General features: G+C 52.3%; 24 protein-coding genes and 1 pseudogene. 17 read left to right on the top strand and 8 right to left on the bottom strand.

The window, feature by feature from the left end; all coding sequences use genetic code 11:
- Positions 1-95 precede the first annotated feature (95 nt).
- Both tig and bolA read right to left on the bottom strand, forming a co-directional pair.
- Positions 96-1394: a trigger factor gene (gene tig / locus J1G48_RS16840; protein ID WP_001198403.1), complete on the bottom strand. Its 1299-nt coding sequence runs from the start codon at positions 1392-1394 to the stop codon at positions 96-98.
- Positions 1395-1740: 346 nt separating this feature from the next.
- On the bottom strand, positions 1741-2058 hold the full coding sequence (gene bolA, locus J1G48_RS16845) for a transcriptional regulator BolA (protein ID WP_000973433.1): 318 nt from the start codon (positions 2056-2058) through the stop codon (positions 1741-1743).
- Positions 2059-2361: 303 nt separating this feature from the next.
- Here bolA and J1G48_RS16850 point away from each other — a divergent pair, with 303 nt between their 5' ends.
- The 7 genes from J1G48_RS16850 (at position 2362) to cyoE (ending at position 9705) form a co-directional block, all read left to right on the top strand.
- Positions 2362-2940 carry a lipoprotein gene (locus J1G48_RS16850; RefSeq protein WP_001537832.1) on the top strand — a complete coding sequence of 193 codons (579 nt, stop codon included), beginning with the start codon at positions 2362-2364 and terminating at the stop codon, positions 2938-2940.
- A gap of 43 nt (positions 2941-2983) precedes the next feature.
- Positions 2984-4459 carry a muropeptide MFS transporter AmpG gene (gene ampG / locus J1G48_RS16855; RefSeq protein WP_000098473.1) on the top strand — a complete coding sequence of 492 codons (1476 nt, stop codon included), beginning with the start codon at positions 2984-2986 and terminating at the stop codon, positions 4457-4459.
- Between the two features lie 452 nt (positions 4460-4911).
- Positions 4912-5868, top strand: coding sequence for a cytochrome o ubiquinol oxidase subunit II (gene cyoA, locus J1G48_RS16860; protein ID WP_001239448.1), 957 nt, complete (start codon positions 4912-4914; stop codon positions 5866-5868).
- 10 nt (positions 5869-5878) lie between these two features.
- On the top strand, positions 5879-7870 hold the full coding sequence (gene cyoB / locus J1G48_RS16865) for a cytochrome o ubiquinol oxidase subunit I (protein WP_000467158.1): 1992 nt from the start codon (positions 5879-5881) through the stop codon (positions 7868-7870).
- Positions 7860-8474, top strand: a complete 615-nt coding sequence (locus J1G48_RS16870; RefSeq protein ID WP_000179833.1) for a cytochrome o ubiquinol oxidase subunit III — start codon at positions 7860-7862, stop codon at positions 8472-8474. Before cyoB ends, J1G48_RS16870 begins: the two co-directional genes overlap by 11 nt.
- Positions 8474-8803 (top strand): cytochrome o ubiquinol oxidase subunit IV, encoded by a 330-nt coding sequence (locus tag J1G48_RS16875; RefSeq protein WP_000019878.1) that lies wholly within the window; start codon positions 8474-8476, stop codon positions 8801-8803. Before J1G48_RS16870 ends, J1G48_RS16875 begins: the two co-directional genes overlap by 1 nt.
- A gap of 11 nt (positions 8804-8814) precedes the next feature.
- The gene (gene cyoE, locus J1G48_RS16880; protein ID WP_000971352.1) at positions 8815-9705 is read left to right on the top strand and encodes a heme o synthase; all 891 of its coding nucleotides are present in this window, start codon (positions 8815-8817) and stop codon (positions 9703-9705) included.
- Positions 9706-9786: 81 nt separating this feature from the next.
- Here cyoE and J1G48_RS23585 read toward each other — a convergent pair.
- Positions 9787-11280, bottom strand: a pseudogene (locus J1G48_RS23585) (SEL1-like repeat protein).
- A gap of 11 nt (positions 11281-11291) precedes the next feature.
- Complete coding sequence (locus tag J1G48_RS16890) at positions 11292-12803, bottom strand: tetratricopeptide repeat protein (RefSeq protein ID WP_000403144.1); 1512 nt, start codon at positions 12801-12803, stop codon at positions 11292-11294.
- 524 nt (positions 12804-13327) lie between these two features.
- Between J1G48_RS16890 and J1G48_RS16895 the strand changes: the two genes are divergently transcribed.
- Positions 13328-14692: an MFS transporter gene (locus J1G48_RS16895; RefSeq protein ID WP_001000932.1), complete on the top strand. Its 1365-nt coding sequence runs from the start codon at positions 13328-13330 to the stop codon at positions 14690-14692.
- Positions 14693-14738: 46 nt separating this feature from the next.
- Here the strand turns inward: J1G48_RS16895 and J1G48_RS16900 are convergent, their stop codons facing one another.
- On the bottom strand, positions 14739-15230 hold the full coding sequence (locus J1G48_RS16900) for a YajQ family cyclic di-GMP-binding protein (protein ID WP_001138913.1): 492 nt from the start codon (positions 15228-15230) through the stop codon (positions 14739-14741).
- A gap of 125 nt (positions 15231-15355) precedes the next feature.
- On the opposite strand from J1G48_RS16900, the gene panE reads away from it, so the two are divergent.
- Together panE and yajL are read left to right on the top strand one after the other, a co-directional pair.
- A complete protein-coding gene (gene panE / locus J1G48_RS16905; RefSeq protein ID WP_000705816.1) occupies positions 15356-16267 on the top strand; it encodes a 2-dehydropantoate 2-reductase in 912 nt (303 codons plus the stop codon).
- On the top strand, positions 16230-16820 hold the full coding sequence (yajL, locus tag J1G48_RS16910) for a protein deglycase YajL (protein WP_001275809.1): 591 nt from the start codon (positions 16230-16232) through the stop codon (positions 16818-16820). Before panE ends, yajL begins: the two co-directional genes overlap by 38 nt.
- 96 nt (positions 16821-16916) lie before the next feature.
- Here the strand turns inward: yajL and phnX are convergent, their stop codons facing one another.
- Entirely contained in the window at positions 16917-17726 is an 810-nt protein-coding gene (gene phnX, locus J1G48_RS16915; protein WP_001675137.1) for a phosphonoacetaldehyde hydrolase, read from the bottom strand.
- Between the two features lie 9 nt (positions 17727-17735).
- Positions 17736-18839, bottom strand: coding sequence for a 2-aminoethylphosphonate--pyruvate transaminase (phnW, locus tag J1G48_RS16920; protein ID WP_000203973.1), 1104 nt, complete (start codon positions 18837-18839; stop codon positions 17736-17738).
- Between the two features lie 139 nt (positions 18840-18978).
- Here phnW and phnR point away from each other — a divergent pair, with 139 nt between their 5' ends.
- The 5 genes from phnR (at position 18979) to phnV (ending at position 23687) form a co-directional block, all read left to right on the top strand.
- On the top strand, positions 18979-19698 hold the full coding sequence (phnR, locus tag J1G48_RS16925; protein WP_000836268.1) for a phosphonate utilization transcriptional regulator PhnR: 720 nt from the start codon (positions 18979-18981) through the stop codon (positions 19696-19698).
- 197 nt (positions 19699-19895) lie between these two features.
- Positions 19896-20909, top strand: coding sequence for a 2-aminoethylphosphonate ABC transporter substrate-binding protein (phnS, locus tag J1G48_RS16930; protein WP_000778008.1), 1014 nt, complete (start codon positions 19896-19898; stop codon positions 20907-20909).
- A 5-nt stretch (positions 20910-20914) separates the two neighbouring features.
- Positions 20915-22024: a 2-aminoethylphosphonate ABC transport system ATP-binding subunit PhnT gene (gene phnT, locus J1G48_RS16935; RefSeq protein ID WP_000928798.1), complete on the top strand. Its 1110-nt coding sequence runs from the start codon at positions 20915-20917 to the stop codon at positions 22022-22024.
- A gap of 2 nt (positions 22025-22026) precedes the next feature.
- Positions 22027-22896, top strand: coding sequence for a 2-aminoethylphosphonate ABC transporter permease subunit (gene phnU / locus J1G48_RS16940; RefSeq protein ID WP_000052719.1), 870 nt, complete (start codon positions 22027-22029; stop codon positions 22894-22896).
- On the top strand, positions 22890-23687 hold the full coding sequence (gene phnV, locus J1G48_RS16945) for a 2-aminoethylphosphonate ABC transport system, membrane component PhnV (protein ID WP_000909797.1): 798 nt from the start codon (positions 22890-22892) through the stop codon (positions 23685-23687). Before phnU ends, phnV begins: the two co-directional genes overlap by 7 nt.
- A 43-nt stretch (positions 23688-23730) precedes the next feature.
- Here phnV and thiI read toward each other — a convergent pair whose 3' ends face one another.
- Positions 23731-25179 carry a tRNA uracil 4-sulfurtransferase ThiI gene (gene thiI / locus J1G48_RS16950; protein ID WP_000668652.1) on the bottom strand — a complete coding sequence of 483 codons (1449 nt, stop codon included), beginning with the start codon at positions 25177-25179 and terminating at the stop codon, positions 23731-23733.
- 209 nt (positions 25180-25388) lie between these two features.
- On the opposite strand from thiI, the gene xseB reads away from it, so the two are divergent.
- Positions 25389-25631, top strand: a complete 243-nt coding sequence (gene xseB / locus J1G48_RS16955) for an exodeoxyribonuclease VII small subunit (RefSeq protein WP_001124944.1) — start codon at positions 25389-25391, stop codon at positions 25629-25631.
- Positions 25632-26531 carry a (2E,6E)-farnesyl diphosphate synthase gene (gene ispA / locus J1G48_RS16960; RefSeq protein WP_000348077.1) on the top strand — a complete coding sequence of 300 codons (900 nt, stop codon included), beginning with the start codon at positions 25632-25634 and terminating at the stop codon, positions 26529-26531.
- Positions 26532-26551 lie beyond the last annotated feature (20 nt).

The raw sequence follows: 26551 nt of genomic DNA on the forward strand, positions 1-26551 counted from the left end.
TCGCACCCTTACCATGCAAAATGCGTGACAAAAAAAAACCCGTCACTGAAAGGTGACGGGTTTTTGTGCAAATTTCGTGCTTTTAACGCGACAAATTACGCCTGCTGGTTCATCAGCTCATTGAAGGAAGTGGCTTTTTCAGACACTTTCGCTTTTGCCAGAACCGCTTCAACAGCCTGTTCTTCCAGAGCGACGTTACGCATATTGTCCATCAGCTCTTTATTTTTGCTGTAGAACTCAATTACTTCTTTCGGATCTTCGTAAGCAGACGCCATCTCTTCGATCAGGCCTTTAACGCGTTCTTCGTCCGCTTTCAGCTCGTTGGTACGAATGACTTCGCCGAGCAGCAGACCGACAACTACACGACGCTTAGCCTGTTCTTCGAACAGTTCGCGCGGCAGCTCCAGAGCCTGTTTCTCGTTACCACCAAAACGCTGCGCAGCCTGACGACGCAGAACGTCGATTTCGCTGTCGATCAGCGCAGCCGGTACGTCGATGTCGTTAGCTTTTACCAGACCTTCAATCGCCTGAGACTTAACGCGGTTACGCACCGCGCCTTTCAGCTCGCGTTCCATGTTTTTACGTACTTCAGCGCGCAGACCGGCTACGGAACCATCTTCAACGCCGAAACGTTTGATGAATTCTTCGGTCAGTTCCGGCAGTTCGCGTTCTTCAACTTTCTTCAGGTTGATAACGAACTTAGCCGCTTTACCTTTCAGGTTTTCAGCATGGTACTCTTCCGGGAAGGTCACATCGATAGTGAACTCTTCGCCAGCTTTGTGGCCTTTAACGCCGTCTTCAAAGCCCGGAATCATACGACCCTGGCCCATCGCCAGAACGAAATCGGTCGCTTTGCCGCCTTCGAACTCTTCGCCGTCTACAGAGCCGGTGAAGTCGATGGTCACACGGTCTTCCGCATCAGCAGCGCCGTCTTTTTCTTTCCAGGTCGCCTGCTGCTTACGCAGGGTGTCCAGCATCACATCAACGTCAGCGTCGGTGACTTCAACAACCGGTTTTTCAACTTCGATGGACTCGAGGCCGGTCAGTTCAACTTCCGGATAGACTTCAAACTCGACGGAGTAAGTGAAGTCTTCACCCACTTTGTATTCGCCCGGAACATAGTTCGGCGCGCCTGCCGGGTTAATTTTTTCTTTGATGATCGCGTCAACGAAGTTGCGGCTCATCAGATCGCCCAGCACGTCCTGGCGAACAGAAGCGCCATAACGCTGAGCGACGATATTCATCGGTACTTTGCCTTTACGGAAGCCGTCAATACGTACTTTTTTCGCTACGTTGACCAGCTCGCTTTTTACAGCGGTCTCGATGCTGTCAGCAGCGATTGTAATCGTTACACGGCGGCCAAGGCCCTGAGTGGTTTCAACTGAAACTTGCATCTTGTTACCTCAAAAAATCACAGTGCTCGGTCAACTCTACTCCGCAAGCACGTGCTATTTGCTTCGCGGAACCGGGATGTTCTCATAATCAATCACATTCCCTGTCGTCAGAATCATCCCGAAGACGTTCATATATAAGACGGCGCATTATAGCGGCATCACTTTTGTGAGTCGAGAACGGTGATTGTGCGATGCTGCGGCGGTTTTCACAATTCTCGGCTAATTTTTGTCTGAATACTGTACGACACGCTCAAAATTCAGACAAAACAAAACGGCCCGCAGGCCGTTTTCACATAATTCTGTAGCAACATACTGGAAAAGCGGAGGTAGTTGCAAATCCGTTTTGCTACGCGATGCTTCCCGCGCCGCGACAAGGAGGCGACGCGAAGATAGTATCCTGCAATCCTTCCCACTCTTTGAGGGTATAAGTATGCAGTGCCAGCGCATGTACGGTTGTGGAAAGTTCCGCCGTTAACGTACCGTAAATCATCCGATGACGATTAAGAAAACGTTCGCCTGTAAAGCGATCGCTCACCAGCACGACCTTAAAATGGCTTTCCGATCCTGCAGGAACATTGTGACGATAGCTTTCATCCACAACTTCGAGAAACACGGGGTCGAACGCTGTCCTTAATTTTTCTTCTATTTGCTCACGTATCATCATGAAAATCTCCTCCGACAACGCTGTGATGTCACCCATCCCTTTAAATACTAGCCGCTTTTACCGTTTCCATTACAGCATGACAACAAAAATTTAGCTTTCGTCTGATTATTTCAGCCAAACGTATGAAGTTTACTGCCTTAATCATTCTTTTAGCGCTCAAAATCCCCGCTCGCGCCGTTATCAATACCAAATCGGACATTACGACGAATTTACCTGCGTTGACCACTTCCCCTCGCCGTTAGCGGTGTTATGATGGCGGGAATTTTTACCTATCACGTTTTAAGCGTCATTGAGAGCCTGAATATGTTAAAAAAACTTCTCTTTCCGTTAGTCGCTCTGTTTATGCTGGCAGGATGCGCCACACCGCCGACGACCATTGACGTCGCGCCGAAGATCACCTTGCCACAGCAGGACCCGAGCCTGATGGGCGTCACCGTTAGCATTACCGGCGCGGACCAGCGCCAGGATCAAGCGTTAGCGAAAGTCACGCGTAACAACCAGCTGGTAACGTTAACCGCCTCCCGCGATTTACGCTTCCTGTTACAAGAAGTCCTGGAAAAACAGATGACGGCGCGGGGCTATATGATCGGGCCTAACGGCGCGGTTAATCTGCAGATTATTGTTAACCAACTGTATGCTGATGTTTCCCAGGGCAGCGTGCGCTACAACATCGCGACCAAAGCGGATATCGCGATTATTGCGACCGCGGCAAATGGCAGCAAGATGACCAAAAACTATCGCGCCAACTACTCTATTGAAGGGGCGTTCCAGGCCTCTAACCAGAATATTGCCGACGCAGTGAATAGCGTTCTGACCGATACCATTGCTGATATGTCTCAGGACACCAGTATTCACGATTTTATCAAGCAAAACGCCCGTTAATAGCAACAACAAGACCCGGCAGAAGCCGGGTCTGTAGATGCCTATGTCAAGTCAATATTTACGTATTTTCCAGCAACCGCGCTCAGCCATTCTGCTGATATTGGGTTTTGCCTCCGGTCTCCCGCTGGCGCTCACTTCCGGTACGCTACAGGCGTGGATGACCGTCGAGAATATCGATCTTAAAACGATTGGCTTCTTCTCGCTGGTTGGTCAGGCCTATGTGTTTAAGTTTCTCTGGTCCCCGCTGATGGACCGCTACACGCCGCCTTTTTTAGGTCGTCGTCGCGGTTGGTTACTCGCCACCCAACTGTTGTTACTGGCGGCGATTGCGGCGATGGGCTTTCTTGAACCCGGCACGCAGCTACGCTGGATGGCGGCGCTGGCGGTGGTGATTGCTTTTTGCTCCGCCTCGCAGGATATCGTGTTCGACGCCTGGAAAACCGATGTTTTACCCGCAGAAGAACGCGGCGCTGGCGCGGCAATCAGCGTGCTTGGCTACCGGTTGGGAATGCTGGTTTCCGGCGGACTGGCGCTATGGCTGGCCGATCGCTGGCTCGGCTGGCAGGGCATGTACTGGCTGATGGCGGCATTGCTGATCCCCTGCATTATCGCCACCTTACTGGCGCCGGAACCGACCGATACTATCCCGTCCCCGAAATCGCTGGAACAGGCCGTCGTCGCGCCGCTACGCGATTTCTTTGGCCGTAATAACGCCTGGCTGATTTTACTGCTCATTGTGCTTTATAAACTGGGTGATGCCTTCGCTATGAGCCTGACCACCACCTTTTTGATTCGCGGCGTCGGCTTTGACGCCGGCGAAGTCGGCGTGGTCAATAAAACGCTGGGCCTGCTGGCGACGATCGTCGGCGCGTTATACGGCGGCATATTAATGCAGCGTCTTTCGCTGTTTCGCGCGCTGCTGATTTTCGGCATTTTGCAAGGCGCGTCCAACGCCGGTTACTGGTTGCTCTCCATTACCGATAAAAACATGTTCAGCATGGGCGCGGCGGTCTTTTTCGAAAATCTGTGCGGCGGGATGGGTACTGCCGCCTTTGTCGCCTTATTAATGACGCTATGTAATAAGTCGTTTTCCGCAACACAGTTTGCCCTACTGTCGGCCCTCTCCGCAGTAGGCCGCGTTTATGTTGGTCCTGTAGCGGGCTGGTTCGTTGAAGCGCACGGCTGGCCGACATTCTACCTCTTCTCGGTTGTTGCCGCCGTTCCCGGGCTGTTACTGTTGCTGGTCTGTCGGCAAACGCTGGAATATAGCTGGCAGAACGAGCGTTTCATTCCCCGCACGCAATACCGTGGCGCCTACAATTTCGCGCTTTCAATCCTGCTCGCGGGCGTCGCTTTGCTGGCGGTATGGGTACTCCTGCTGACCATGAACGCGTTGGATTACACTAACTTCTCATTCCTGTCCGGATTGCTTGAGACTGCGGTAGCGGTTGCCGTGTGCGGCATTGTCTTTGGCGGGTTGCTGGACTACCTGGCACTACGAAAAACACGCCTGCTCTAAAACATTATTTGCCGTTGTAATAACGACCCGGAATTATAACGGCTAAATAACCATCAATTGATAAAAAATATATTTGTCTTTTTGTGCGCAACAGAATTTTGGAAATTATTGGTAATTTCTACGCTACCTATTTTCTTTACACGATTCAGCCGATTAAATTTAAATTTCTGCCGTTGATTGTCCTTTTATTGATAATAAATTGTTAAGTAATTGTTTTATTTTTACATTGGTTATACCAATTATCCCTCAACATCCCACTTACAGACCTCATCCGTTATAACGCAAAGTTTCAACAGTGTCTTAAAGTTATTTCGACATACTTGGCAACATATGTGACATGCGCGGCAGAACTTGGTAACACAGAACCAATCATGTTTACAGTAATGTAACCTTACCGTAAAATGCCCCTACACTTTAAACGCCACCAGGTCCCGTGGAATTGAGGTCGTTAAATGAGACTCAGGAAATACAATAAAAGTTTGGGATGGTTGTCATTAATTGCAGGCACTGCATTACTCAGTGGCTGTAATTCTGCGCTGCTGGATCCCAAAGGACAGATTGGACTGGAGCAACGTTCGCTGATACTGACGGCATTTGGCCTGATGTTGATCGTCGTTATTCCCGCCATCTTGATGGCTGTTGGTTTCGCCTGGAAGTATCGTGCGAGTAATAAGGATGCGAAGTATAGCCCGAACTGGTCACACTCCAATAAAGTGGAAGCCGTGGTCTGGACGGTGCCTATCTTAATCATCATTTTCCTTGCCGTACTGACCTGGAAAACCACGCACGCGCTTGAACCAAGCAAGCCGCTGGCGCATGACGAAAAACCGATCACCATCGAAGTGGTTTCCATGGACTGGAAATGGTTCTTCATCTATCCGGAGCAGGGTATCGCCACCGTCAACGAGATCGCCTTCCCGGCGAACACGCCGGTTTATTTCAAAGTGACCTCCAACTCCGTGATGAACTCCTTCTTTATCCCGCGTCTGGGTAGCCAGATTTATGCCATGGCCGGTATGCAAACACGTTTGCATCTGATCGCCAACGAACCCGGAACCTACGATGGCATCTCCGCCAGCTATAGTGGCCCGGGCTTCTCTGGTATGAAGTTTAAAGCTATCGCCACCAAAGACCGCGCAGAATTCGACCAATGGGTCGCAAAAGCGAAGCAGTCTCCGAACACCATGAATGATATGGCGGCGTTCGAGAAAGTGGCTATGCCAAGCGAGTACAACAAGGTGGAATATTTCTCCAGCGTGAAACCAGATTTGTTCAAGGACGTTATTAACAAATTCATGGACCACGGTAAGAGCATGGACATGACCCAACCTGAAGGTGAGCACAGCTCGCATGAAGGAATGGAAGGTATGGACATGAGCCACGCGGAATCCGCCAACTCCAAGGGTTGAGGAAGATAAGATGTTCGGAAAATTATCACTGGATGCAGTACCGTTCCATGAACCTATCGTCATGGTAACGATCGCTGCAATTATCGTCGGGGGACTGGCGATACTGGCAGCGATTACTTACTTCGGTAAGTGGACCTACCTATGGAAAGAGTGGTTAACGTCAGTTGACCATAAACGCCTCGGCATCATGTATATCATCGTCGCGATTGTGATGCTGTTACGTGGTTTCGCCGATGCCATCATGATGCGTAGCCAGCAGGCACTTGCCTCCGCAGGCGAAGCGGGTTTTCTACCGCCGCACCACTACGATCAGATCTTTACCGCTCACGGCGTAATCATGATCTTCTTCGTGGCGATGCCCTTCGTTATCGGTCTGATGAACCTGGTGGTTCCGCTGCAGATCGGCGCGCGCGACGTTGCGTTCCCTTTCCTGAACAACCTGAGCTTCTGGTTCACCGTTGTCGGCGTTATCCTGGTTAACCTCTCGCTGGGCGTGGGTGAATTCGCGCAGACAGGGTGGCTGGCTTATCCGCCGCTATCGGGAATAGAGTACAGTCCCAGCGTCGGGGTCGATTACTGGATATGGGCGTTGCAACTCTCGGGTATTGGTACGACGTTAACCGGTATCAACTTCTTCGTGACGATCCTGAAGATGCGTGCGCCGGGTATGACGATGTTCAAGATGCCGGTCTTTACCTGGGCCTCTTTGTGCGCCAACGTACTGATCATCGCCTCTTTCCCGATTCTGACGGTTACCGTCGCGTTGCTGACCCTGGATCGCTATCTGGGCACCCATTTCTTTACCAACGATATGGGCGGCAACATGATGATGTACATCAACCTGATTTGGGCCTGGGGCCATCCGGAAGTGTACATTCTGATTCTGCCGGTCTTCGGGGTATTCTCCGAAATCGCAGCGACCTTCTCGCGTAAACGTCTGTTCGGCTATACCTCGCTGGTTTGGGCGACCGTCTGTATTACCGTACTGTCGTTTATCGTTTGGCTGCACCACTTCTTCACGATGGGCGCAGGCGCGAACGTTAACGCCTTCTTCGGTATCACCACCATGATTATCGCCATCCCGACCGGGGTGAAGATCTTCAACTGGTTGTTCACCATGTATCAGGGCCGTATCGTCTTCCATTCCGCAATGATGTGGACCATCGGCTTTATCGTGACCTTCTCGGTCGGCGGTATGACCGGCGTGCTGCTGGCGGTACCGGGCGCGGACTTCGTCCTGCACAACAGTCTGTTCCTGATTGCGCACTTCCATAACGTGATCATCGGCGGCGTAGTGTTTGGCTGCTTCGCGGGTATGACCTACTGGTGGCCGAAGGCGTTTGGCTTCAAGCTGAACGAAACCTGGGGTAAACGCGCCTTCTGGTTCTGGATTATCGGTTTCTTTGTAGCCTTTATGCCGCTGTATGTACTGGGCTTCATGGGCATGACCCGTCGCCTCAGCCAGCAAATTGATCCGCAGTTCCATACGATGCTGATGGTTGCCGCCGCCGGCGCCGCGCTGATTGCGCTGGGTATCCTGTGTCAACTGATTCAGATCTTCGTTTCTATTCGCGACCGCGATCAGAACCGCGATCTGACCGGCGACCCATGGGGTGGCCGTACGCTGGAGTGGTCAACCTCGTCTCCGCCGCCGTTCTATAACTTTGCCGTTGTGCCGCACGTTCACGAACGTGACGCCTTCTGGGAAATGAAAGAAAAAGGCGAAGCGTACCAACAGCCTGGACAATATGAAGAGATTCATATGCCGAAAAATAGCGGTGCCGGTATTGTTATCGCCGCCTTCGCAACGGTATTTGGCTTCGCCATGATCTGGCATATCTGGTGGCTGGCGATAGTGGGTTTCGCAGGCATGATCATCAGCTGGATTGTAAAAAGCTTTGATGAAGATGTGGATTACTACGTGCCGGTCCCGGAAGTCGAAAAACTGGAAAACCAGCATTTCGATGAGATTACTAAGGCAGGGCTGAAAAATGGCAACTGATACTTTAACGCACGCGACTGCCCACGCGCACGAACACGGGCACCATGACGCAGGCCAGAACAAAATCTTCGGATTTTGGGTCTACCTGATGAGCGACTGCATTCTGTTCTCTATTCTGTTTGCTACCTATGCCGTTCTGGTGAACGGCACCGCTGGCGGCCCGACAGGTAAGGACATTTTCGAACTGCCGTTCGTTCTGGTTGAAACCTTCCTGCTGTTATTTAGCTCCATTACCTACGGCATGGCGGCGATCGCCATGCACAAGAACAACAAGAGCCAGGTTATCTCCTGGCTGGCGTTGACCTTCTTGTTCGGTGCCGGATTTATCGGGATGGAACTCTATGAATTCCATCACCTGATTGTTAACGGTATGGGCCCGGATCGCAGCGGCTTCCTGTCTGCGTTCTTCGCGCTGGTCGGCACGCACGGTCTGCACGTCACTTCCGGTTTGATCTGGATGGCGGTGCTGATGGTGCAAGTTGCCCGTCGCGGTCTGACCAGCACTAACCGTACCCGCATCATGTGCCTGAGCCTGTTCTGGCACTTCCTGGATGTGATTTGGATTTGCGTATTCACTGTTGTTTATCTGATGGGGGCGATGTAATGAGTCATTCTACCGAGAGCGGCGGCGCATCCCACGGCAGCGTAAAAACGTACATGACCGGCTTTATCCTGTCGGTCATCCTGACGGTTATTCCATTCTGGATGGTGATGACCGGCGCTGCCTCTCCGGCCGTTATTCTGGGATCTATCCTGGCAATGGCAGTGGTGCAGATTTTGGTGCATCTGGTGTGTTTCCTGCACATGAACACCAAATCTGATGAAGGCTGGAACATGACGGCCTTCATCTTTACCGTGCTGATCATCGCCATCCTGGTTGTGGGCTCCATCTGGATTATGTGGAACCTCAACTACAACATGATGATGCACTAAGAGCGGCGAGTATGATGTTTAAGCAATACCTGCAAGTAACGAAACCAGGCATCATCTTTGGCAACCTGATCTCGGTGATCGGGGGATTTCTGCTGGCCTCAAAGGGCAGCATTGACTATCCCCTGTTCATTTATACGCTGGTCGGGGTGTCACTGGTTGTGGCGTCGGGTTGTGTATTTAACAACTACATCGACAGGGATATCGACAGGAAGATGGAAAGGACCAAGAATCGGGTGCTGGTCAAAGGCCTGATTTCTCCTGGCGTCTCGCTGGTATACGCCACCCTGCTGGGTATTGCTGGCTTTATGCTGCTGTGGTTTGGCGCTAATCCTCTGGCCTGCTGGCTGGGGGTGATGGGCTTCGTGGTCTACGTTGGCGTGTACAGCTTGTACATGAAGCGTCACTCCGTTTACGGCACGCTGATTGGTTCTCTCTCCGGCGCAGCGCCGCCGGTGATTGGCTACTGCGCCGTAACGGGCGACTTTGACAGCGGCGCGGCGATTCTGTTGGCTATTTTCAGCCTCTGGCAGATGCCGCACTCTTACGCCATCGCCATTTTCCGCTTTAAGGACTATCAGGCGGCCAATATCCCGGTTCTGCCGGTGGTAAAAGGAATCTCAGTCGCTAAAAACCACATCACGCTGTACATCATTGCGTTTGCCGTTGCAACGCTAATGCTCACGTTGGGCGGTTATGCCGGTTACAAATACCTGGTGGTCGCCGCGGCGGTCAGCGTTTGGTGGCTCGGCATGGCGCTACGCGGTTACAAAGTGGAAGATGATAAGGTCTGGGCGCGTAAGCTGTTCGGCTTCTCTATCATTGCGATTACCGCGCTGAGTATCATGATGTCCGTTGATTTTATGGTGCCGAATTCGCAGAATCTGCTGACTTACGTCTGGTAACAAGCGTTGCTATTGAAAAAACCGCCGTGTCACAAACGGCGGTTTTTTTATCCATTTCATCAGGCAGTAACGCCCCACGAGTTATCGATTCTGAATAATATGTAAATTATCCGTTTTCAGTAAATCAACTTTTTTACCATTGATTGTTGCCGTCGCTGACTTCACGGTGAAAGTAAGTTTATGGTAATCACACAAGTCACCGTTTTTCATCAAGAGATATCCCATCGACTTAAAAGAATCCCCCATACCCTGTTCAGCACCCAGAGTATTGAGACCCAAAGGAGGAAAAGCGACTATTCTTTCGTCACTAACTCCAGCATCATTTTTTAATATCAATTCCACACGTAAGTTCGCAACATGAATTAACTTATTCGTATTGACAACAAATCCAATCTGACACAGAGGAATATTATCAATCCTGCCAAATAATCCCGCATATTTTTCTAATGTCAGCTCAGGAAGTTGCTGACTAAAATCATTACGGCGCTTTCGATCTTTTTCACAATAATCAAGATAATCGCGTTGTGTCATCTTTTTTATATAGCTGTTATCGTAATAGTGCCAGGATTGTTGGCAATCGACATCTACACTCTGGCCATTAAAATACATCTGTGCTAAATAATCAGCGGCCGCCTGTAATTCTTTCTCATAAGCTTTTTTAAAAAAATACAGCGCTTTATCGTAATCAACGTTAACCATTACGCCAGAATAGTACATACGACCTAACGTATACAATGCTTCTCCATTACCTTGCTGCGCCGCCATTTCATACCATTTCCTGGCTTTCTCTCCATCTGGTTGTAATCCCAATCCAGCGTGTTCATAAAGAAAACCTAACAGCGTCTGTGAGTCGGCATCCCCCTTCTCGGCCGAAATTCGGAGCCATTTCAGCGCTTCAGCAATATCTATCGTTTTCGTTTCATTATTAAAATACAAAGTAGAGACCAGTTTTGCCGTCTAATACGCGACCTCAGGATCACCCTCTCTCGCCCAGAGTATCGCTATCCGCGCAAGATGTGATGAGTCAAAACCTATTCGACTCAGCAGTTTTCGCTCATCTGATTGCGGGGCATAAAAATAGAAACTTAAGCCTTGAATAAAATGAGGACGAAATGAAAGGTCTCTATATGCCTCAAGTTTATTACTATAAACACTCCCAATTATACGTTCACTCACCTTTTTATCGAGATTGATATTGGATAGATTAATTTTTTCTCTAAGCTGTTTTGCTAATGTTTTCGCTTGCGTAATGTCCTTTTGGGTACCGATGCCATATTCATAGAAATAAGCTGCATTAAAGCAACCATAATCACCGTCCAAATCACAAGCCTGCTCGTAGTACTTTATTGCTTGCGGAATATCCACAGATACTGAAACACCGTACTCATAAATAAACCCCAACTCCGCCAGCGCTTGAGCATTATTATCTTTGGCTAACGCTTTTAGCTCATTTAGCGCCTGAATATCTTTCTGCGCAATACGGCTATACAACGCGTCAATATCACCACCTGCCTGACATACCGATGCGAAAGAAAGCCCAAGCAGAAACAAAATACTCCATTTCCGTTTTATCATTTTTCATTCCCTTATTCTTTATCTAAAAAGCGCACACTATCAGCTTTCAGTAAATCGACATTCTTACCGTTAATCGTTGCCGTAGCGGATTTCAGCGTAAAATGGATATCGTCAATCCCGTGACAAAAATCTTGCGTATACAGCGGGAGATCGTATGGGGTAACGAGAGGATCAACATCATGATTTTGCATATCTATCCCCAGAGTATTCAAACCGAATGGCGGAATCATCAACGTTTCCTCAGTTGCCATTCCATCAGCATTCTTCAGTTCAAGCGTAATATGCAAATTCGCCATGTTACGAATTTTATCTGTGCCAATCTGAAAAATTAGTGCGCATTCTTTCGGTTTAGCCGTTATCCCGCGAGAGAAAATTCTCTCTTTTTTCAGAGTTACTTTAGGTAAAGCATCCGCGTTGTTTTTTCGACTCTGAATATCCGCTGCGCATTTACTTAAAAATATTTTTTCCTCAACTTTCTTACCTACATATCGAGATGCTTTCTTGTAATACGACCAGGCTTTATCACAATCAGGTGCAGTACCTAAACCGTTATAATACATCCAACTCAACGGCATCGTTGAGCGCGAATTAGTACCATCATTTTCAACCTGCGTAAATAATGCCAGCGCTTTAGCGTAATCAGTGCGCCCTGTTGCGCCAGAATAATAGATTTTACCTAACGCAATCTGTGCATCGCTGTCCCCCTGCTTAGCCGCCTGTCCATACCATTTTTGTGCTTCCTGAATGTCTGGCTTAATCCCCCACTCATCGCCCTCTCCCCCCGAATAAATACCCCCCAAGAGAGATTGGGCCTCAACGACGCCTTTTTCCGCGGCGGCGCGAAACCATTTCAACGAGGCCGGCCTGGCTTTATAAGGCTCATCCACATAATGACCAGAGAAATCATTAAGGGTGAGTAACCCCAGTTGATAATCCATTTGTGGATCGCCGTCCTGCACCCATAGCGTAGCAAGGCGGAACGTTTTTTCCTGATTAAATCCGATACGACTAAAAAAAAGCGCATCGCTCTCTGGCCTATTATTTAGAAAATTAAATAGTGCATTAATAAATTCTGGTCGCTGCGATTTATCCGTATCGGCCAATACTTTTGCCGTGAAAATTTCTTGCGAAAACTTATCAATATATTCTTGCTCAATCAATAAATTATCCAGATTCATTTTCTTAGCATACTTATTGGCCTGAGCGCTATCTTTGGCCACTCCGTCGCCATACTGATAAGCATACTTCACATTATAACAGCCGTAGTTACCGCCAAGCTCACAGGCCTGCTTGTAATACTGCAACGCCTGTTCGCGATTCATCGGTACATTAAGGCCGTATTCATGGATAAACCCCAGTTCATCCAGAAACGAAGCTCTTTTTTCCACAGGCAAAGCATCAAGATCCTTCTGGGTAAGCGCAGCATATTTTACATCATCTTTACCGTTGTTCGCTGAAGCATTCACCTGGCTAACAAATAAAACACCCGCTAAAATACATAATGATAAAAATTTAATTTCCATAACGAATTCACTCCTTGAATAATATAATAAATGCGACTGCTGACGAACCTTCTGCCTGATAAACGCGCGCCATCACGCGGAAAGTTTGCTATCAGTCTCGGCGTTGTTGAATAAATCAAATTTTCAGGAGATGGACGGTTCTGATCATTGCCATCGTTTCAGAATCGGCTTCCTATGGCAAAGCAAAAGTTTAAAGTCACCCACCGGCCAGCAGCGCGGTTCGCTGACAGTCTGACTTGACGAGTCTGCTATTGCTACATGGAGCAACAGCGTACACAGCCTGAAGGCCGTGGCTAACCGCTACACTATACTGAGATGGCTCAGATAGCCACTACAGCTCAAGGAGATCGGAATATGAATGAGCACAAGGCTATGCTGACTCTCCCGATCGCCCCTATCGTGTTAACAATTTATCTCTTTTTTAGCTCAACTGTTTCAAAAACATAATATTTGCTAATTAACCCTCTATTTACCCGGCACACTCCCCGCACTACACTACTCCCAGCTTTTATACAGAGGTGGCAATGAACGATTATAAAATGACGCCAGGGGAGCTGCGCGCCACATGGGGTTTAGGGACCGTCTTTTCGTTGCGTATGCTGGGCATGTTTATGGTTCTACCAGTACTGACCACATACGGTATGGCGCTACAGGGCGCCAGCGAAGCATTAATTGGCATTGCGATCGGCATTTACGGGCTGGCGCAGGCTATCTTTCAAATTCCCTTTGGGCTGCTGTCCGACCGCATTGGCCGCAAACCGCTGATTGTCGGCGGACTGGCGGTATTTGTCGCGGGCAGCGTCATTGCCGCGCTCTCCCACTCAATCTGGGGCATTATTCTGGGGCGAGCGCTACAAGGGTCCGGCGCTATTGCCGCCGCCGTCATGGCGCTCCTGTCTGACCTCACCCGCGAGCAAAACCGTACCAAAGCGATGGCGTTTATCGGCGTCAGCTTTGGTATCACCTTCGCGATTGCGATGGTATTAGGGCCGATCGTTACCCATAGTCTGGGATTGAACGCGTTGTTCTGGATGATCGCCGCCCTCGCCACCCTGGGCATTATTTTGACGATCTGGGTGGTTCCCAACAGTACCAACCATGTGCTGAATCGCGAATCCGGGATGGTCAAAGGCAGCTTCAGTAAAGTGCTGGCGGAGCCGAGGCTGCTCAAACTCAATTTAGGCATTATGTGTCTGCATATTTTATTGATGTCCACCTTTGTCGCCCTGCCCGGCCAGCTTGCCGATGCCGGTTTCCCTGCCGCCGAACACTGGAAGGTGTATCTGGCAACCATGGTAATCGCCTTTGCCGCCGTCGTGCCTTTTATTATCTATGCTGAAGTCAAACGGCGGATGAAGCAGGTATTCCTGTTCTGCGTGGGACTCATTGTCGTCGCAGAAATCGTGTTGTGGGGAGCGGGCCAACATTTCTGGGAGCTGGTGATTGGCGTACAACTCTTTTTCCTCGCCTTTAATCTGATGGAGGCGCTGCTGCCTTCGCTTATTAGCAAAGAATCGCCCGCGGGGTATAAAGGAACGGCGATGGGCGTCTATTCTACCAGTCAGTTTCTTGGCGTGGCGCTTGGCGGCTCGCTGGGCGGCTGGATAGACGGCACGTTTGATGGGCAAACCGTTTTCCTTGCCGGGGCCGTACTGGCGATGGTATGGCTGGCGGTGGCAAGTACCATGAAAGAGCCGCCCTATGTCAGCAGCCTGCGTGTGGAAATTCCAGCGGATATCGTTGCTGACGACAGACTAAAACAGCGACTGTTGGAAATGAAAGGCGTAAGCGAAGCGCTGATCGTGGCGGAAGAGCATTCCGCTTACGTCAAAATCGACAGCAAAGTGACCAATCGCTTTGAAGTTGAACAGCTTATCAGCAAAGGATAAATACTGCATTGCCGGATGGCGGCGAGGCTCTATCCGGCATAACAACTTAATCGCGGAAGTTTTTGAACTGGAACGGCTGGCCCAAATCACCGCCGCGAACCAGCGCCATTACCGATTGCAGATCGTCACGTGATTTGCCCGTCACGCGAATCTCTTCCCCCTGAATTTGCGCCTGCACCTTCAGTTTGCTGTCTTTAATCAGCTTGACGATTTTCTTCTGCACGGCGCTTTCAATGCCCTGCTTCAGCTTCGCTTCCACATACCAGGTTTTACCGCTATGCACGAACTCGTCCGGTACATCCAGCGAAGCGCCTTCAATACCGCGTTTAAGCAGCTTGGCGCGCAGAATATCGAGCAACTGATTGACCTGGAAATCGGACTCGCTCAGCACCTTGATGGTTTTATTGGCATCGTTCAGTTCAATAGTCGCCTCTACGCCACGAAAGTCAAAACGAGACTCAACCTCGCGAACCGCGTTATCCACGCCGTTACGCGCTTCCTGCAGATCAACTTCAGAAACAATATCGAAAGATGGCATCTTTTCTTCTCCCTTCATTTTCGTTGCGTTGCATAATACCTGCAACGAGGCTTAACGAGAAGCTTAGCTGATGACGCTATAATTAGCGCCATAACACCTGGCGCTGTTGCAGGTGAGGAGGAACAATGAAAATTACTGTACTGGGATGCGGAGCCTTAGGACAACTTTGGCTTTCGGCACTGTGCAAACATGGACATGACGTACAGGGCTGGCTACGGGTGCCACAACCTTATTGCAGCGTAAATCTGATCGATACCGATGGTTCCTTTTTCAACGAATCACTGACGGCAAACGATCCGGATTTTTTGGCGAAGAGCGAACTGTTGTTAGTCACGCTGAAAGCGTGGCAGGTTTCCGACGCAGTACGAACCCTGGCGTCAACCCTACCGGTGACGTCGCCTATTCTGCTCATTCATAATGGAATGGGAACCATAGAAGAACTGCAAAATATCCAACAGCCGATGTTGATGGGGACTATCACCCATGCTGCGCGCCGCGACGGTAATATCATTATTCATGTCGCTAACGGTACTACGCATATTGGCCCGGCACGCGAGCAAGACGGCGATTACAGTTATCTCGCCGATATCCTGCAGGGGGTACTGCCCGATGTCGCCTGGCATAACAATATCCGCGCAGAGATGTGGCGCAAACTGGCGGTCAACTGTGTTATCAACCCGCTCACCGCGCTTTGGAACTGCCCGAACGGCGAGCTGCGCCATCATACTGATGAAATCAACGCGATTTGCGAAGAGGTCGCCGCCGTGATTGAACGTGAAGGCTACCACACATCGGCAGACGATTTACGCTATTATGTTGAGCAAGTGATTGACAGTACGGCAGAAAACATCTCATCCATGTTGCAGGACGTGCGCGCCATGCGCCATACCGAAATTGACTACATCACCGGTTATTTACTCAAGCGCGCCCGCGTGCACGGTCTCGCCGTTCCGGAAAATAGCCGCCTGTTTGAAATGGTAAAGCGAAAGGAGAGTGAGTATGAGCGCTCAGGCACTGGTATGCCTCGCCCCTGGTAGTGAAGAGACCGAAGCGGTCACCACTATCGATCTGCTGGTTCGCGGCGGAATCCACGTCACTACCGCCAGCGTCGCCAGCGATGGCAACCTGACGATTGTCTGCTCGCGCGGCGTGAAGCTGCTGGCGGATGCGCCGCTGGTTGAAGTTGCCGACGGCGATTATGACATCATCGTGTTGCCCGGCGGAATTAAAGGCGCCGAGTGCTTTCGCGACAGCCCGCTGCTGGTCGAAACCGTAAAACAGTTTCACCGCTCCGGGCGTATTGTCGCAGCCATTTGCGCCGCAGCCGCTACAGTGCTCGTGCCGCACGATATCTTCCCTATCGGCAATATGACCGGTTTTCCGGCGCTGAAAGATAAGATCCCCGCCGAACAGTGGCAGGATAAGCGTGTGGTGTGGGATGCGCGGGTAAAATTATTAACCAGCCAGGGACCGGGTACCGCTATCGATTTTGGCTTGAAAATCATCGACCTGTTGGTTGGTCGTGAAAAAGCGCATGAAGTGGCTTCGCAACTGGTGATGGCGGCGGGGATTTATAACTACTACGAATAAGAATGATTGCCGGATGGCGGCGTAAACACCTTATCCGGCCTACAAAACGGTACAGTCTGTAGGCCGAATAAGCGGCAGCGCCATCCGGCAGTTATTTTACGGGCGTTCGCCCTGCGCCAGACGCGCATTAATATGCGCAATCACCCCAGATAAATCCGCCAGTGAATCCACCACGTAATGCGCCCCGGCGGCGTACAGCTTGCTGGCCGCGTGCTCGCGGCGGACCGCAACGTCCTCTTTCGACATTGTCTGATAGGCGTCCCATGTTGCGCCGAATTCGTTACCCGATACCGCCAGCCCCACCGTCCACATCCCCGCGTTAAGCCCCTCGCTAATGCCCGGCGCGGCATCATCTACCTTCACGCAGTGCGCGACCGCATCAATGCCCAGCGCAATCACGTTTTGCAGCGCCATCCACGGCCCCGGGCGACCACCCGCGGCCAGGTCGTCCGTTGCTACCCAATGATCCGGACGATAGCCATGCTCGGCGGCGGCGGGAACCAGGCGCTCCATCACCGCTCGTGGGTAACCGGAGCAGGAGCCTATCTTGATGCCCTCGGCTCGTAGCGCCGCGATCGTGTCGATAACTCCGGCAATAGGAGAAGAAAAATCGACAACTTTAGCAATCTGTAACGGCATGAAAGCGGCGTAGATGGCATCAATATCTGCTGCGCTCATGGAGCGACCAAACTTTGCCTGCCAGCGCGCGTCAACAGCAGGTAATTTTCCCAGCGCTTCAATGTGTTGCCATTTACCCAGCCCCATTGGCACGCGTGCTTCGGCGAGGGTGATCTCCACATCAAATGCCTGACGGAACGCCTCGACGAAAATTTGCGTCGGCGCGAAGGAGCCAAAATCGACGGTGGTGCCCGCCCAGTCGAGAATAACAGCGTGAATACGGTTCATCATGGTTCCTTATTTCGTCCAGTACATGGCGGTACGAATGGCGGTCAGCAGGGCAGTGATATCGGCGGCATATACTTCGCCAATGTTGCCGATGCGGAAGCAGTCGCTTTGCGACACTTTGCCAGGATAGATAACAAAGCCCTGCTCTTTGAGGCGGCGATAAAATTCGCTAAAGCGATACTGCGGGTCTTCCGGTGAATAAAAGGCGGTGATAATGGGCGAATGAAGCTCGTCATCCAGCAGCGTGTTAAAGCCCAGCGCCCGCATTCCGGCCACCAGGCTGCGCTGATTTTGCTGATAGCGTTGATGACGTGCCGCCACGCCACCTTCTTTCGCCAGCTCTTTCAGCGCCTGTGCAAACGCCAGGACGGTATGTGTGGGCGAAGTAAAACGCCATTTGCCGTGGTTATCCTCCATGCAACGCCACTGGGCGTAGAGATCTAACGACAGCGAGCGGGAACGCCCTTTGCACGCGGCCAGTTTTTGCTCGCGGGCAATCACGAAGGCAAAACCCGGCACGCCCTGAATGCATTTATTGGCGGAGCTGATCAGATAGTCGATGTGTAATGCTGCAATATCCATGGGGATGCCGCCGAAGCTACTCATGGCGTCAACGATGTAGGTTTTGCCATAGCGATGCGCCAGAGTGCCCACCTCATCAATGGGGTTGAGCATCCCGGTGGTCGTTTCGCTATGCACCATGGCGATATGGCTGATCGTCGGGTCGGCGTTGAGGATCGCGTCGATCGCCTGCACGTCCGGGCGCGCAACTTCGCCGCAGTCGTAAGCGTGATGGGCGATACCCATAAGGCCGGCCATCTCGACCATTCGTGCGCCGTATGCACCGTTGCTGACGATCAGCACCTTATCCTGCGGACCCAATGCGCTGCCCAGTACGGCTTCCACAGCATAGCTGCCGCTGCCTTGCAGTAGTACGGAGGTGTAGCCTTCGGAGGCCGTTGCCAGTTCGGTCAGCTGCTGGCGGATCTGTTCCACCACGCCGATATTGTAATCATCATCCCAGGTACAGCTATCGAACAACATCGCTTCTTTCACGGTACGAGAGGTGGTGAGCGGGCCAGGAGTCAGCAACAGATAGTTACGCGAAGTCATGTTATTTACCTTTGGTCTATACCAGATTGCATTTATCATGACGATCTTTGCCGCGACGGGTCAAAGAGAAAATCGCGCTGCAACAAAAAATTCATCTCTGCTTGTATAATGGCGGCAGGCAAAACGGAAGCGAGTAAGCATGAAATCTATCCCGGGCGATATCCCGCAGTACCTGTTGATCAAGGCACAGCTTCAGGCACGTATTCAGAGCGGTGCGTTGAAAAGCGGTGATAAACTGCCGTCTGAACGCGAACTGTGCGCGATCTTCAACACCACGCGCATTACTATTCGCGAAAGTCTGGCACAGCTGGAGTCCAGTGGGCTTATCTGGCGCGCCGATCGTCGCGGTTGGTTCGTTACGCCGGAACGCCTGTGGCTGGATCCGACCCAGAACACCAACTTCCATAAGCTTTGCCGCGAGCAGGGGCGGGAGCCAAAAACCGCGCTACTGAGCGGCGTGTTAACCACCGTGCCTGTCGAGGTCATGGAGCCCCTCCAGCTCCAGCCGTTTGATCAAATCTATCTGCTGACCCGTCTGCGTTACGCCGATGGCCGCGCCGTGTGCTACTGCGAAAACCATTGTTTGCCCGCCCGCGTGCCTGAGCTGCTGCAGTACGATCTCAACGGCAGCCTGACCGAGGTATACGAGTCGCACTACAACCTCGTCTATACCAGCATGCATCTGTCGTTCTACCCCACCGCCATGCCTGCGCAGGCCGCACAGGCGCTGGGAGTTATGGAAGGACGCCCGGCGCTGTTACTGCGCCGCCTGAACTACGATCAACACGGGCGAGTGCTGGATCTGGATATCGAATACTGGCGTCACGACAGCCTGCGTATTGAGGTAGATACCCACTAGCGGATGCGCCGGATGTTGGCTGCGGGACTTATCCGGCCTACCAATCGTATCGTCTCACGGCTATCCGGATAAACGCAGCATCATCCGGCGTGGACTGATTTATTTCTCTTTCATCGTTTTGTCATATAAGCCGTTTAGCGTAAAAAGCAAACCTGGTATAGGCCAGAAAATGCAACGTACGCTATGAGGCTATTACGATGAAACTTTCCCGACTTGCTCTGCTGTCTGTCTTCGCTCTCGCCAGCGCCCCGTCATGGGCGGAATCGGTGGTCACGGTGTACTCCATCGACGGGCTGCACGATGGCGATAACAGCTGGTACCAGGTGCAGTTTGACGCATTCACCAAAGCGACCGGCATTACCGTACGCTATGTTGAAGGCGGTGGTGGCGTGGTAGTGGAACGTCTGGCAAAAGAGCGCACGAATCCACAGGCCGACGTGCTGGTAACCGCGCCGCCATTCATTCAGCGCGCCGCCGCCGAAAAGCTGCTGGCGAACTTTAACACCGACGCCGCATCGGCTATCCCCGATGCCAACAACCTTTATTCGCCGCTGGTAAAGAACTATCTGAGCTTTATCTACAACAGCAAGCTGCTGAAAACTGCCCCGGCGAGCTGGCAGGATCTGCTTGACGGTAAATTCAAAAATAAACTCCAGTATTCCACGCCAGGTCAGGCCGCTGACGGCACGGCGGTGATGCTGCAGGCTTTCCACAGCTTCGGCAGTAAAGATGCCGGTTTTGCGTATCTCGGCAAGCTGCAGGCCAATAACGTCGGGCCATCTGCCTCTACCGGCAAGCTAACCGCGCTGGTTAATAAAGGTGAAATCTACGTCGCTAACGGCGACCTGCAAATGAACCTCGCGCAGATGGAACGTAACCCGAACGTGAAAATCTTCTGGCCGGCCAACGACAAAGGCGAGCGCAGCGCGCTGGCCATCCCTTATGTCATTGGCCTGGTCCAGGGGGCGCCGCAGAGTGAAAATGGTAAAAAGCTGATTAACTTCCTGCTGAGTAAAGAAGCGCAGACTCGCGTCAGCGAACTCTCCTGGGGAATGCCAGTACGCAGCGACGTGACGCCGAGCGACGAACATTACAAGGCCGCCACTGCCGCGTTAGAAGGCGTGCAGAGCTGGCAGCCAAATTGGGATGACGTAGCCGTTTCGCTGTCGGCAGATATTAGCCGTTGGCACAAAGTGACCGAAAGCGAGTAAGCCTGATGCTGATGAAAACGACTGCCGTTCACGTCCCTGCATCGCAGGGGACATCGGGGATAGTCCTCGACTCGCTGCGCGTTGCGTATCACGGCAACGTGGTGCTTAAACCGCTCTCTTTGACGATTGAACTTGGCGAAGTGCTGGCGCTGATTGGCCCATCAGGATCTGGAAAAACGACGGTGCTGCGTGCGGTTGCGGGCTTTGTGCAACCTGCAGGCGGTCGTATTCTGATTGGCGATACGGACGTCACCCATCTGCCACCCTATAAACGCGGGTTGGCGATGGTGGTGCAGAACTACGCCTTGTTCCCGCATCTGAAAGTGGAAGACAACGTCGCTTTTGGCCTGCGTGCGCAGAAGCAGCCAAAGGCGCTAATTAATGAGCGTGTAACGCAGGCGCTGAAAACGGTTGGCATGAGTGATTACGCCGCCCGTTATCCGCATCAACTTTCCGGCGGCCAGCAGCAACGCGTGGCCATCGCCCGCGCGATTGCCGTGCGCCCGCGCGTGCTGTTGCTGGATGAACCACTGTCAGCGCTGGACGCACAGATTCGTCATAATATGGTGGAAGAAATCGCCTGTCTTCACCGTGAGCTGCCGGAGCTCACTATTCTCTACGTCACCCACGATCAAACGGAAGCGCTCACCCTGGCCGATAAAATCGGCATTATGAAGGATGGCTCGCTGATTGCTCACGGCGAAACCCGCGCGCTATATCAGCATCCGCCCAATCGTTTTGCCGCCGAATTCTTAGGTCGCGCCAATATTCTCTCCGCCATCGCGCTGGGGATAACGGAGGCTCCGGGGCTGGTGGACGTCAGCTGCGGCGGTGCGGTGATTCGCGCGTTCAGCCGGGGCAGCCACCACGGTTACAACAAACTGCTGTGCATTCGTCCTCAGCACCTCAGCCTGACGCCGCGTTCGGCCTACAGCAACCGCTTCAACGCCACACTGCAATCGGTGCACTGGCAGGGCGATTTAACCCATCTGCTGTGTGACGTTGCTGGCGAAACGGTGCGAATGGTGTTGACGCATGTCAATCCGCTGCCGCGCGTGGGCGACAAGCTGGCGCTGTGGTTCGAACCGGATGATGCGGTCCTGATTGAGGTATAACCATGTCACTCATTTTACCTCTGGAAAAACCGGCGCTTAACCTACGCCCACTGCTGTGGCTGCTGCTCCCGTTGCTGGTGCTGGCGACGCTGTTTTTCTGGCCTCTGTCGCTCATCGTTGAACAGGCGCTACGCGGTGCTAATGGCGAGATCGGGCTCGAGACCTTCCGCCAGGTGGTCGACTCGAAACGCTTTGTCGGCGCGTTGCTGAACACGTTGCAAATCGCCTTTTTCGCCACCGCCGGTTGCCTGCTGCTGGGCAGCGTGATGTCGCTGATTCTGGTGTTTATTCCTTTCCCCGGCAGCGAGTTGATTGGTCGGGTCGTCGATACTTTTATTGCGCTGCCGACCTTCCTGATTACGGTGGCGTTCACCTTTATTTATGGGTCAGCGGGTCTGCTCAACGGTACGCTGATGAGCCTGTTTGCCTTTGAGCTACCGCCGGTGGATTTTCTCTACTCGATGCAGGGCGTCATTCTGGCGGAGATCACGGTGTTCACTCCGCTGGTGATGCGGCCACTGATGGCCGCGCTGCGGCAAATTGATAAAAGCCAGCTAGAGGCAGCCAGCATTCTGGGGGCGCACCCGTTACGGGTGATTGGGCAGGTGATTTTCCCGGCGGCGCTACCGGCGCTGATGGCTGGTGGCAGCCTGTGCCTGCTGTTGACCACTAACGAGTTTGGCATCGTACTGTTTATTGGCGCGAAAGGGGTTAACACCCTGCCGATGATGGTTTACAGCAAAGCGATTCTGGAGTCCGACTATACGGTCGCCTGCATGATTGCGTTGATTAACATTGTCTTGTCGCTGGGGCTGTTCTCCCTCTATCGCCTGGCGGCATCGCGTACCGGCGTAAGGAGCCAGCCATGCTAATTTGGTCACCTAAAGGACGCGCAGCGGCGGGCGTTGTGGCTAGCGTACTGTTTATCGTGTTCTTTTTCCTGCCGCTGGCGGTGATTCTAATGTCCAGCCTTAGCCAGCAGTGGAACGGTATTCTGCCGAGTGGCTTCACGCTGAACCACTTTGTTAACGCTCTGCACGGTGCGGCATGGGATGCCCTACTTGCCAGCCTCACGATTGGCTTTTGCGCCAGCCTGTTTGCGCTGCTTTGCGGCGTTTGGGCGGCGCTGGCGCTGCGTCAATATGGGGTGAAAACGCAGAAATGGTTAAGTATGGTGTTCTATCTGCCGAGTGCGATTCCGTCAGTGTCCGTGGGTCTGGGCATTCTGGTTGCTTTCAGCCAGGTGCCATTGCAAATGAACGGCACCCTATGGATTGTGCTGACAGCGCACTTTGTGCTGATTTCCGCCTTTACCTTCAGTAACGTGTCGACCGGACTGGCGCGCATTTCCGCCGATATTGAAAACGTCGCGTCGAGTCTGGGGGCATCGCCCTGGTATCGTCTGCGTCACGTGACGTTGCCGTTATTGATGCCGTGGATGGTGTCAGCGCTGGCGCTGAGTTTATCGCTCTCCATGGGGGAGTTGGGCGCGACGATGATGATTTATCCGCCGGGCTGGACGACGCTGCCGGTAGCTATCTTTAGCCTGACCGACCGTGGAAATATTGCCGACGGCGCGGCGCTGACTATTGTGCTGGTGGCCATTACGCTGCTGCTGATGATGAAGCTGGAGCGCATTGCAAAACGGTTGGGGCAGAAATAAAACGGTAGGCCGGGTAGGACATAGCCGCCACCCGGCAAAGGAATTACGGACGATACACTTTCACGTTTTCAAAGCCCTGCTCGCGCAGATAGAGCGCCTGCAGGCGGCTCATTACCCCGCGTTCGCACCACAGCAGCCAGGTTTTGCTCTGATCGAGGTCGCCAAATTTAGTGCTCAGCTTGTAGAACGGCAGCGAAACGACGTCCACACCTTCCACTTTCAGCGGCTTGTCATCCTGCTCATCCACAGAACGGATATCCAGAATCACGTCGTTCGGGCCGAAACCGCTCACGGTTTCTACTTCCACCACCTCCTGCTGGGTCTGCTGGGCGATTTCACGAATATCGACGTTGTTCGCTTCTTCTACCACCTTATCGAGAATACTGAAGTCGAAATTTTCTTCTTCGGCTTCAATTTTCGCTTTAATGGCTTTCACCGTCGGACTTTTTGAAATCACGCCACAGTATTCCGGCATCGTACGGGCAAAATCTTCCGTACCAATCTGGCGCGCCAGGTTGATAATGTGCTCTTTATCGTAAGAGATCAGCGGGCGCAGGATCAGCGTGTCAGACACGTTATCGATCAAGCGCAAGTTGGTTAGCGTCTGGCTGGATACCTGGCCCAGCGCTTCGCCGGTCACCAGCGCCTGTACGCCGTAACGTTCCGCCACTTTCGACGCCGCGCGTACCATCATACGTTTGAGCACCACGCCCATCTGGCCGTCGTCAACTTTCTCCAGAATCTCGCCGACCACCGGTTCGAAGTTAATCGCCACAAAACGCACGCGATGGGAGCTGCCAAAGCGGTTCCACAGGTAATGCGCCACCTGGCGAACGCCGATTTCATGCGCCGCGCCGCCAAGGTTAAAGAAGCAGTAGTGTACGCGACAGCCGCGACGCATCAGCATATAGCTGGAGACGCCGGAGTCAAAACCGCCGGAGATCAGCGACAGCACATCTTCCTGGGTGCCAATCGGGAAACCGCCAATACCTTCATAACGCCCTTTGATCAGCAGCAGGCGATCATCTTCCACTTCCAGATGCACCGTCACATCCGGGTTAGTGAGCTTCACGCGCGCCGATTCAATATGCTGATTTAATCCGCCGCCAACATAGCGCTCCACTTCAATGGAGCTAAACTCATGCTTACCGCGACGTTTTACCCGCACGCAGAAGGTTTTGCCTTCAAGCTGTTCGCGATACTGCGCCAACGCTTTCTCGAAAATGTCGTGCATATCGGTGAACGGCACATCTTCGACTTCAAGAATATGGTGAATCCCCGGGATGCGGGTCAGCGCGTCGCGAATCGCCAGACGCTGGTTTTCATCTTTGGCGCGAACTTCAATGTTATCCCAGTGACGGACAACCGCGAGGGTCTCATCGTAGTGCTTTAAAACGTTACGGATGTTCCCGGTTAAAATTTTTATAAAGCGCAAACGCACAGATTGGCTTTTGATAGTGATTTCCGGGAACAATTTAATGATAAACTTCATGGCGGCAATGGTTCTTTAGCAAGCTATCTAAGGCTTGTCGTGGAGAAATAGTATAGCAGCCCATACCTACGGCTGCATCCAGGCGCGGAAGTATATCACTATCACGGACATCTTGCGCATTTCCCCTTACCATTGCGCGTTATTTGCTTATCAGTGTGAGTCCGTTACCATAGACTTGTGCTGCCATTACAGAGAGTCAAACAGTCATCATGCCGAAGAAAAATGAGGCGCCCGCCAGCTTTGAAACTGCGCTGAGCGAGCTGGAACATATTGTTACCCGCCTGGAAAGCGGCGATTTGCCGCTGGAAGACGCGCTGAATGAATTCGAGCGCGGCGTACAACTGGCGCGTCAGGGGCAGGCAAAACTGCAGCAGGCGGAACAGCGCGTGCAAATTTTGCTGTCTGATAATGAAGAGGCTTCACCTGAGCCTTTTATCGCGGATAATGAGTAAATGGACTTTACGCAGCAGCTACAGGCTTGCGTAACGCAAGCGAATCAGGCGCTGAGCCGTTTTATCGCGCCACTGCCCTTTCAGAACACTCCCGTGGTCGAAGCCATGCAGTATGGCGCATTATTAGGCGGTAAACGCCTGCGGCCATTTCTGGTTTACGCCACCGGTCAAATGTTTGGCGTCAGTACGGCAACGCTGGATGCGCCAGCTGCGGCGGTCGAATGCATTCATGCCTATTCGCTGATCCATGACGACCTGCCAGCAATGGACGATGACGATTTGCGTCGCGGCCTGCCGACTTGCCATATTAAATTTGGCGAAGCCAACGCAATCCTGGCGGGAGACGCGTTGCAAACGCTGGCGTTTGCCATTCTCAGCGACGCGCCGATGCCGGAAGTCACCGATCGCGATCGTATCGCGATGATCGCCGAACTGGCGAACGCCAGCGGCATCGCCGGTATGTGCGGCGGTCAGGCATTGGATCTGGCGGCAGAAGGCCAGCGGATCACTCTGGACGCGCTGGAACGTATTCATCGCCATAAGACCGGCGCGCTCATTCGCGCCGCCGTTAGACTTGGCGCGTTGAGCGCGGGCGATAAAGGACGGAATACTCTGCCGATACTTGACCGCTATGCAGAGAGTATCGGCCTTGCCTTCCAGGTTCAGGATGACATTCTGGATGTGGTGGGCGATACTGCAACGTTAGGTAAACGTCAGGGCGCAGACCAGCAGCTTGGCAAAAGTACCTACCCTGCACTTCTGGGTCTTGAGCAAGCCCGGAATAAAGCCCGGGACCTGATAGAGGACGCCCGTCAGTCGTTACATCAGCTGGCCGCGCAATCACTGGACACCTCGGCACTGGAAGCGCTAGCGAACTACATAATCCAGCGTGATAAATAAACCCCATATCCAATGAGCTT

Origin of the sequence: Salmonella sp. SAL-020 (assembly GCF_017372215.1) — a bacterium.
Taxonomy (GTDB): Bacteria; Pseudomonadota; Gammaproteobacteria; order Enterobacterales; family Enterobacteriaceae; genus Salmonella; species Salmonella enterica.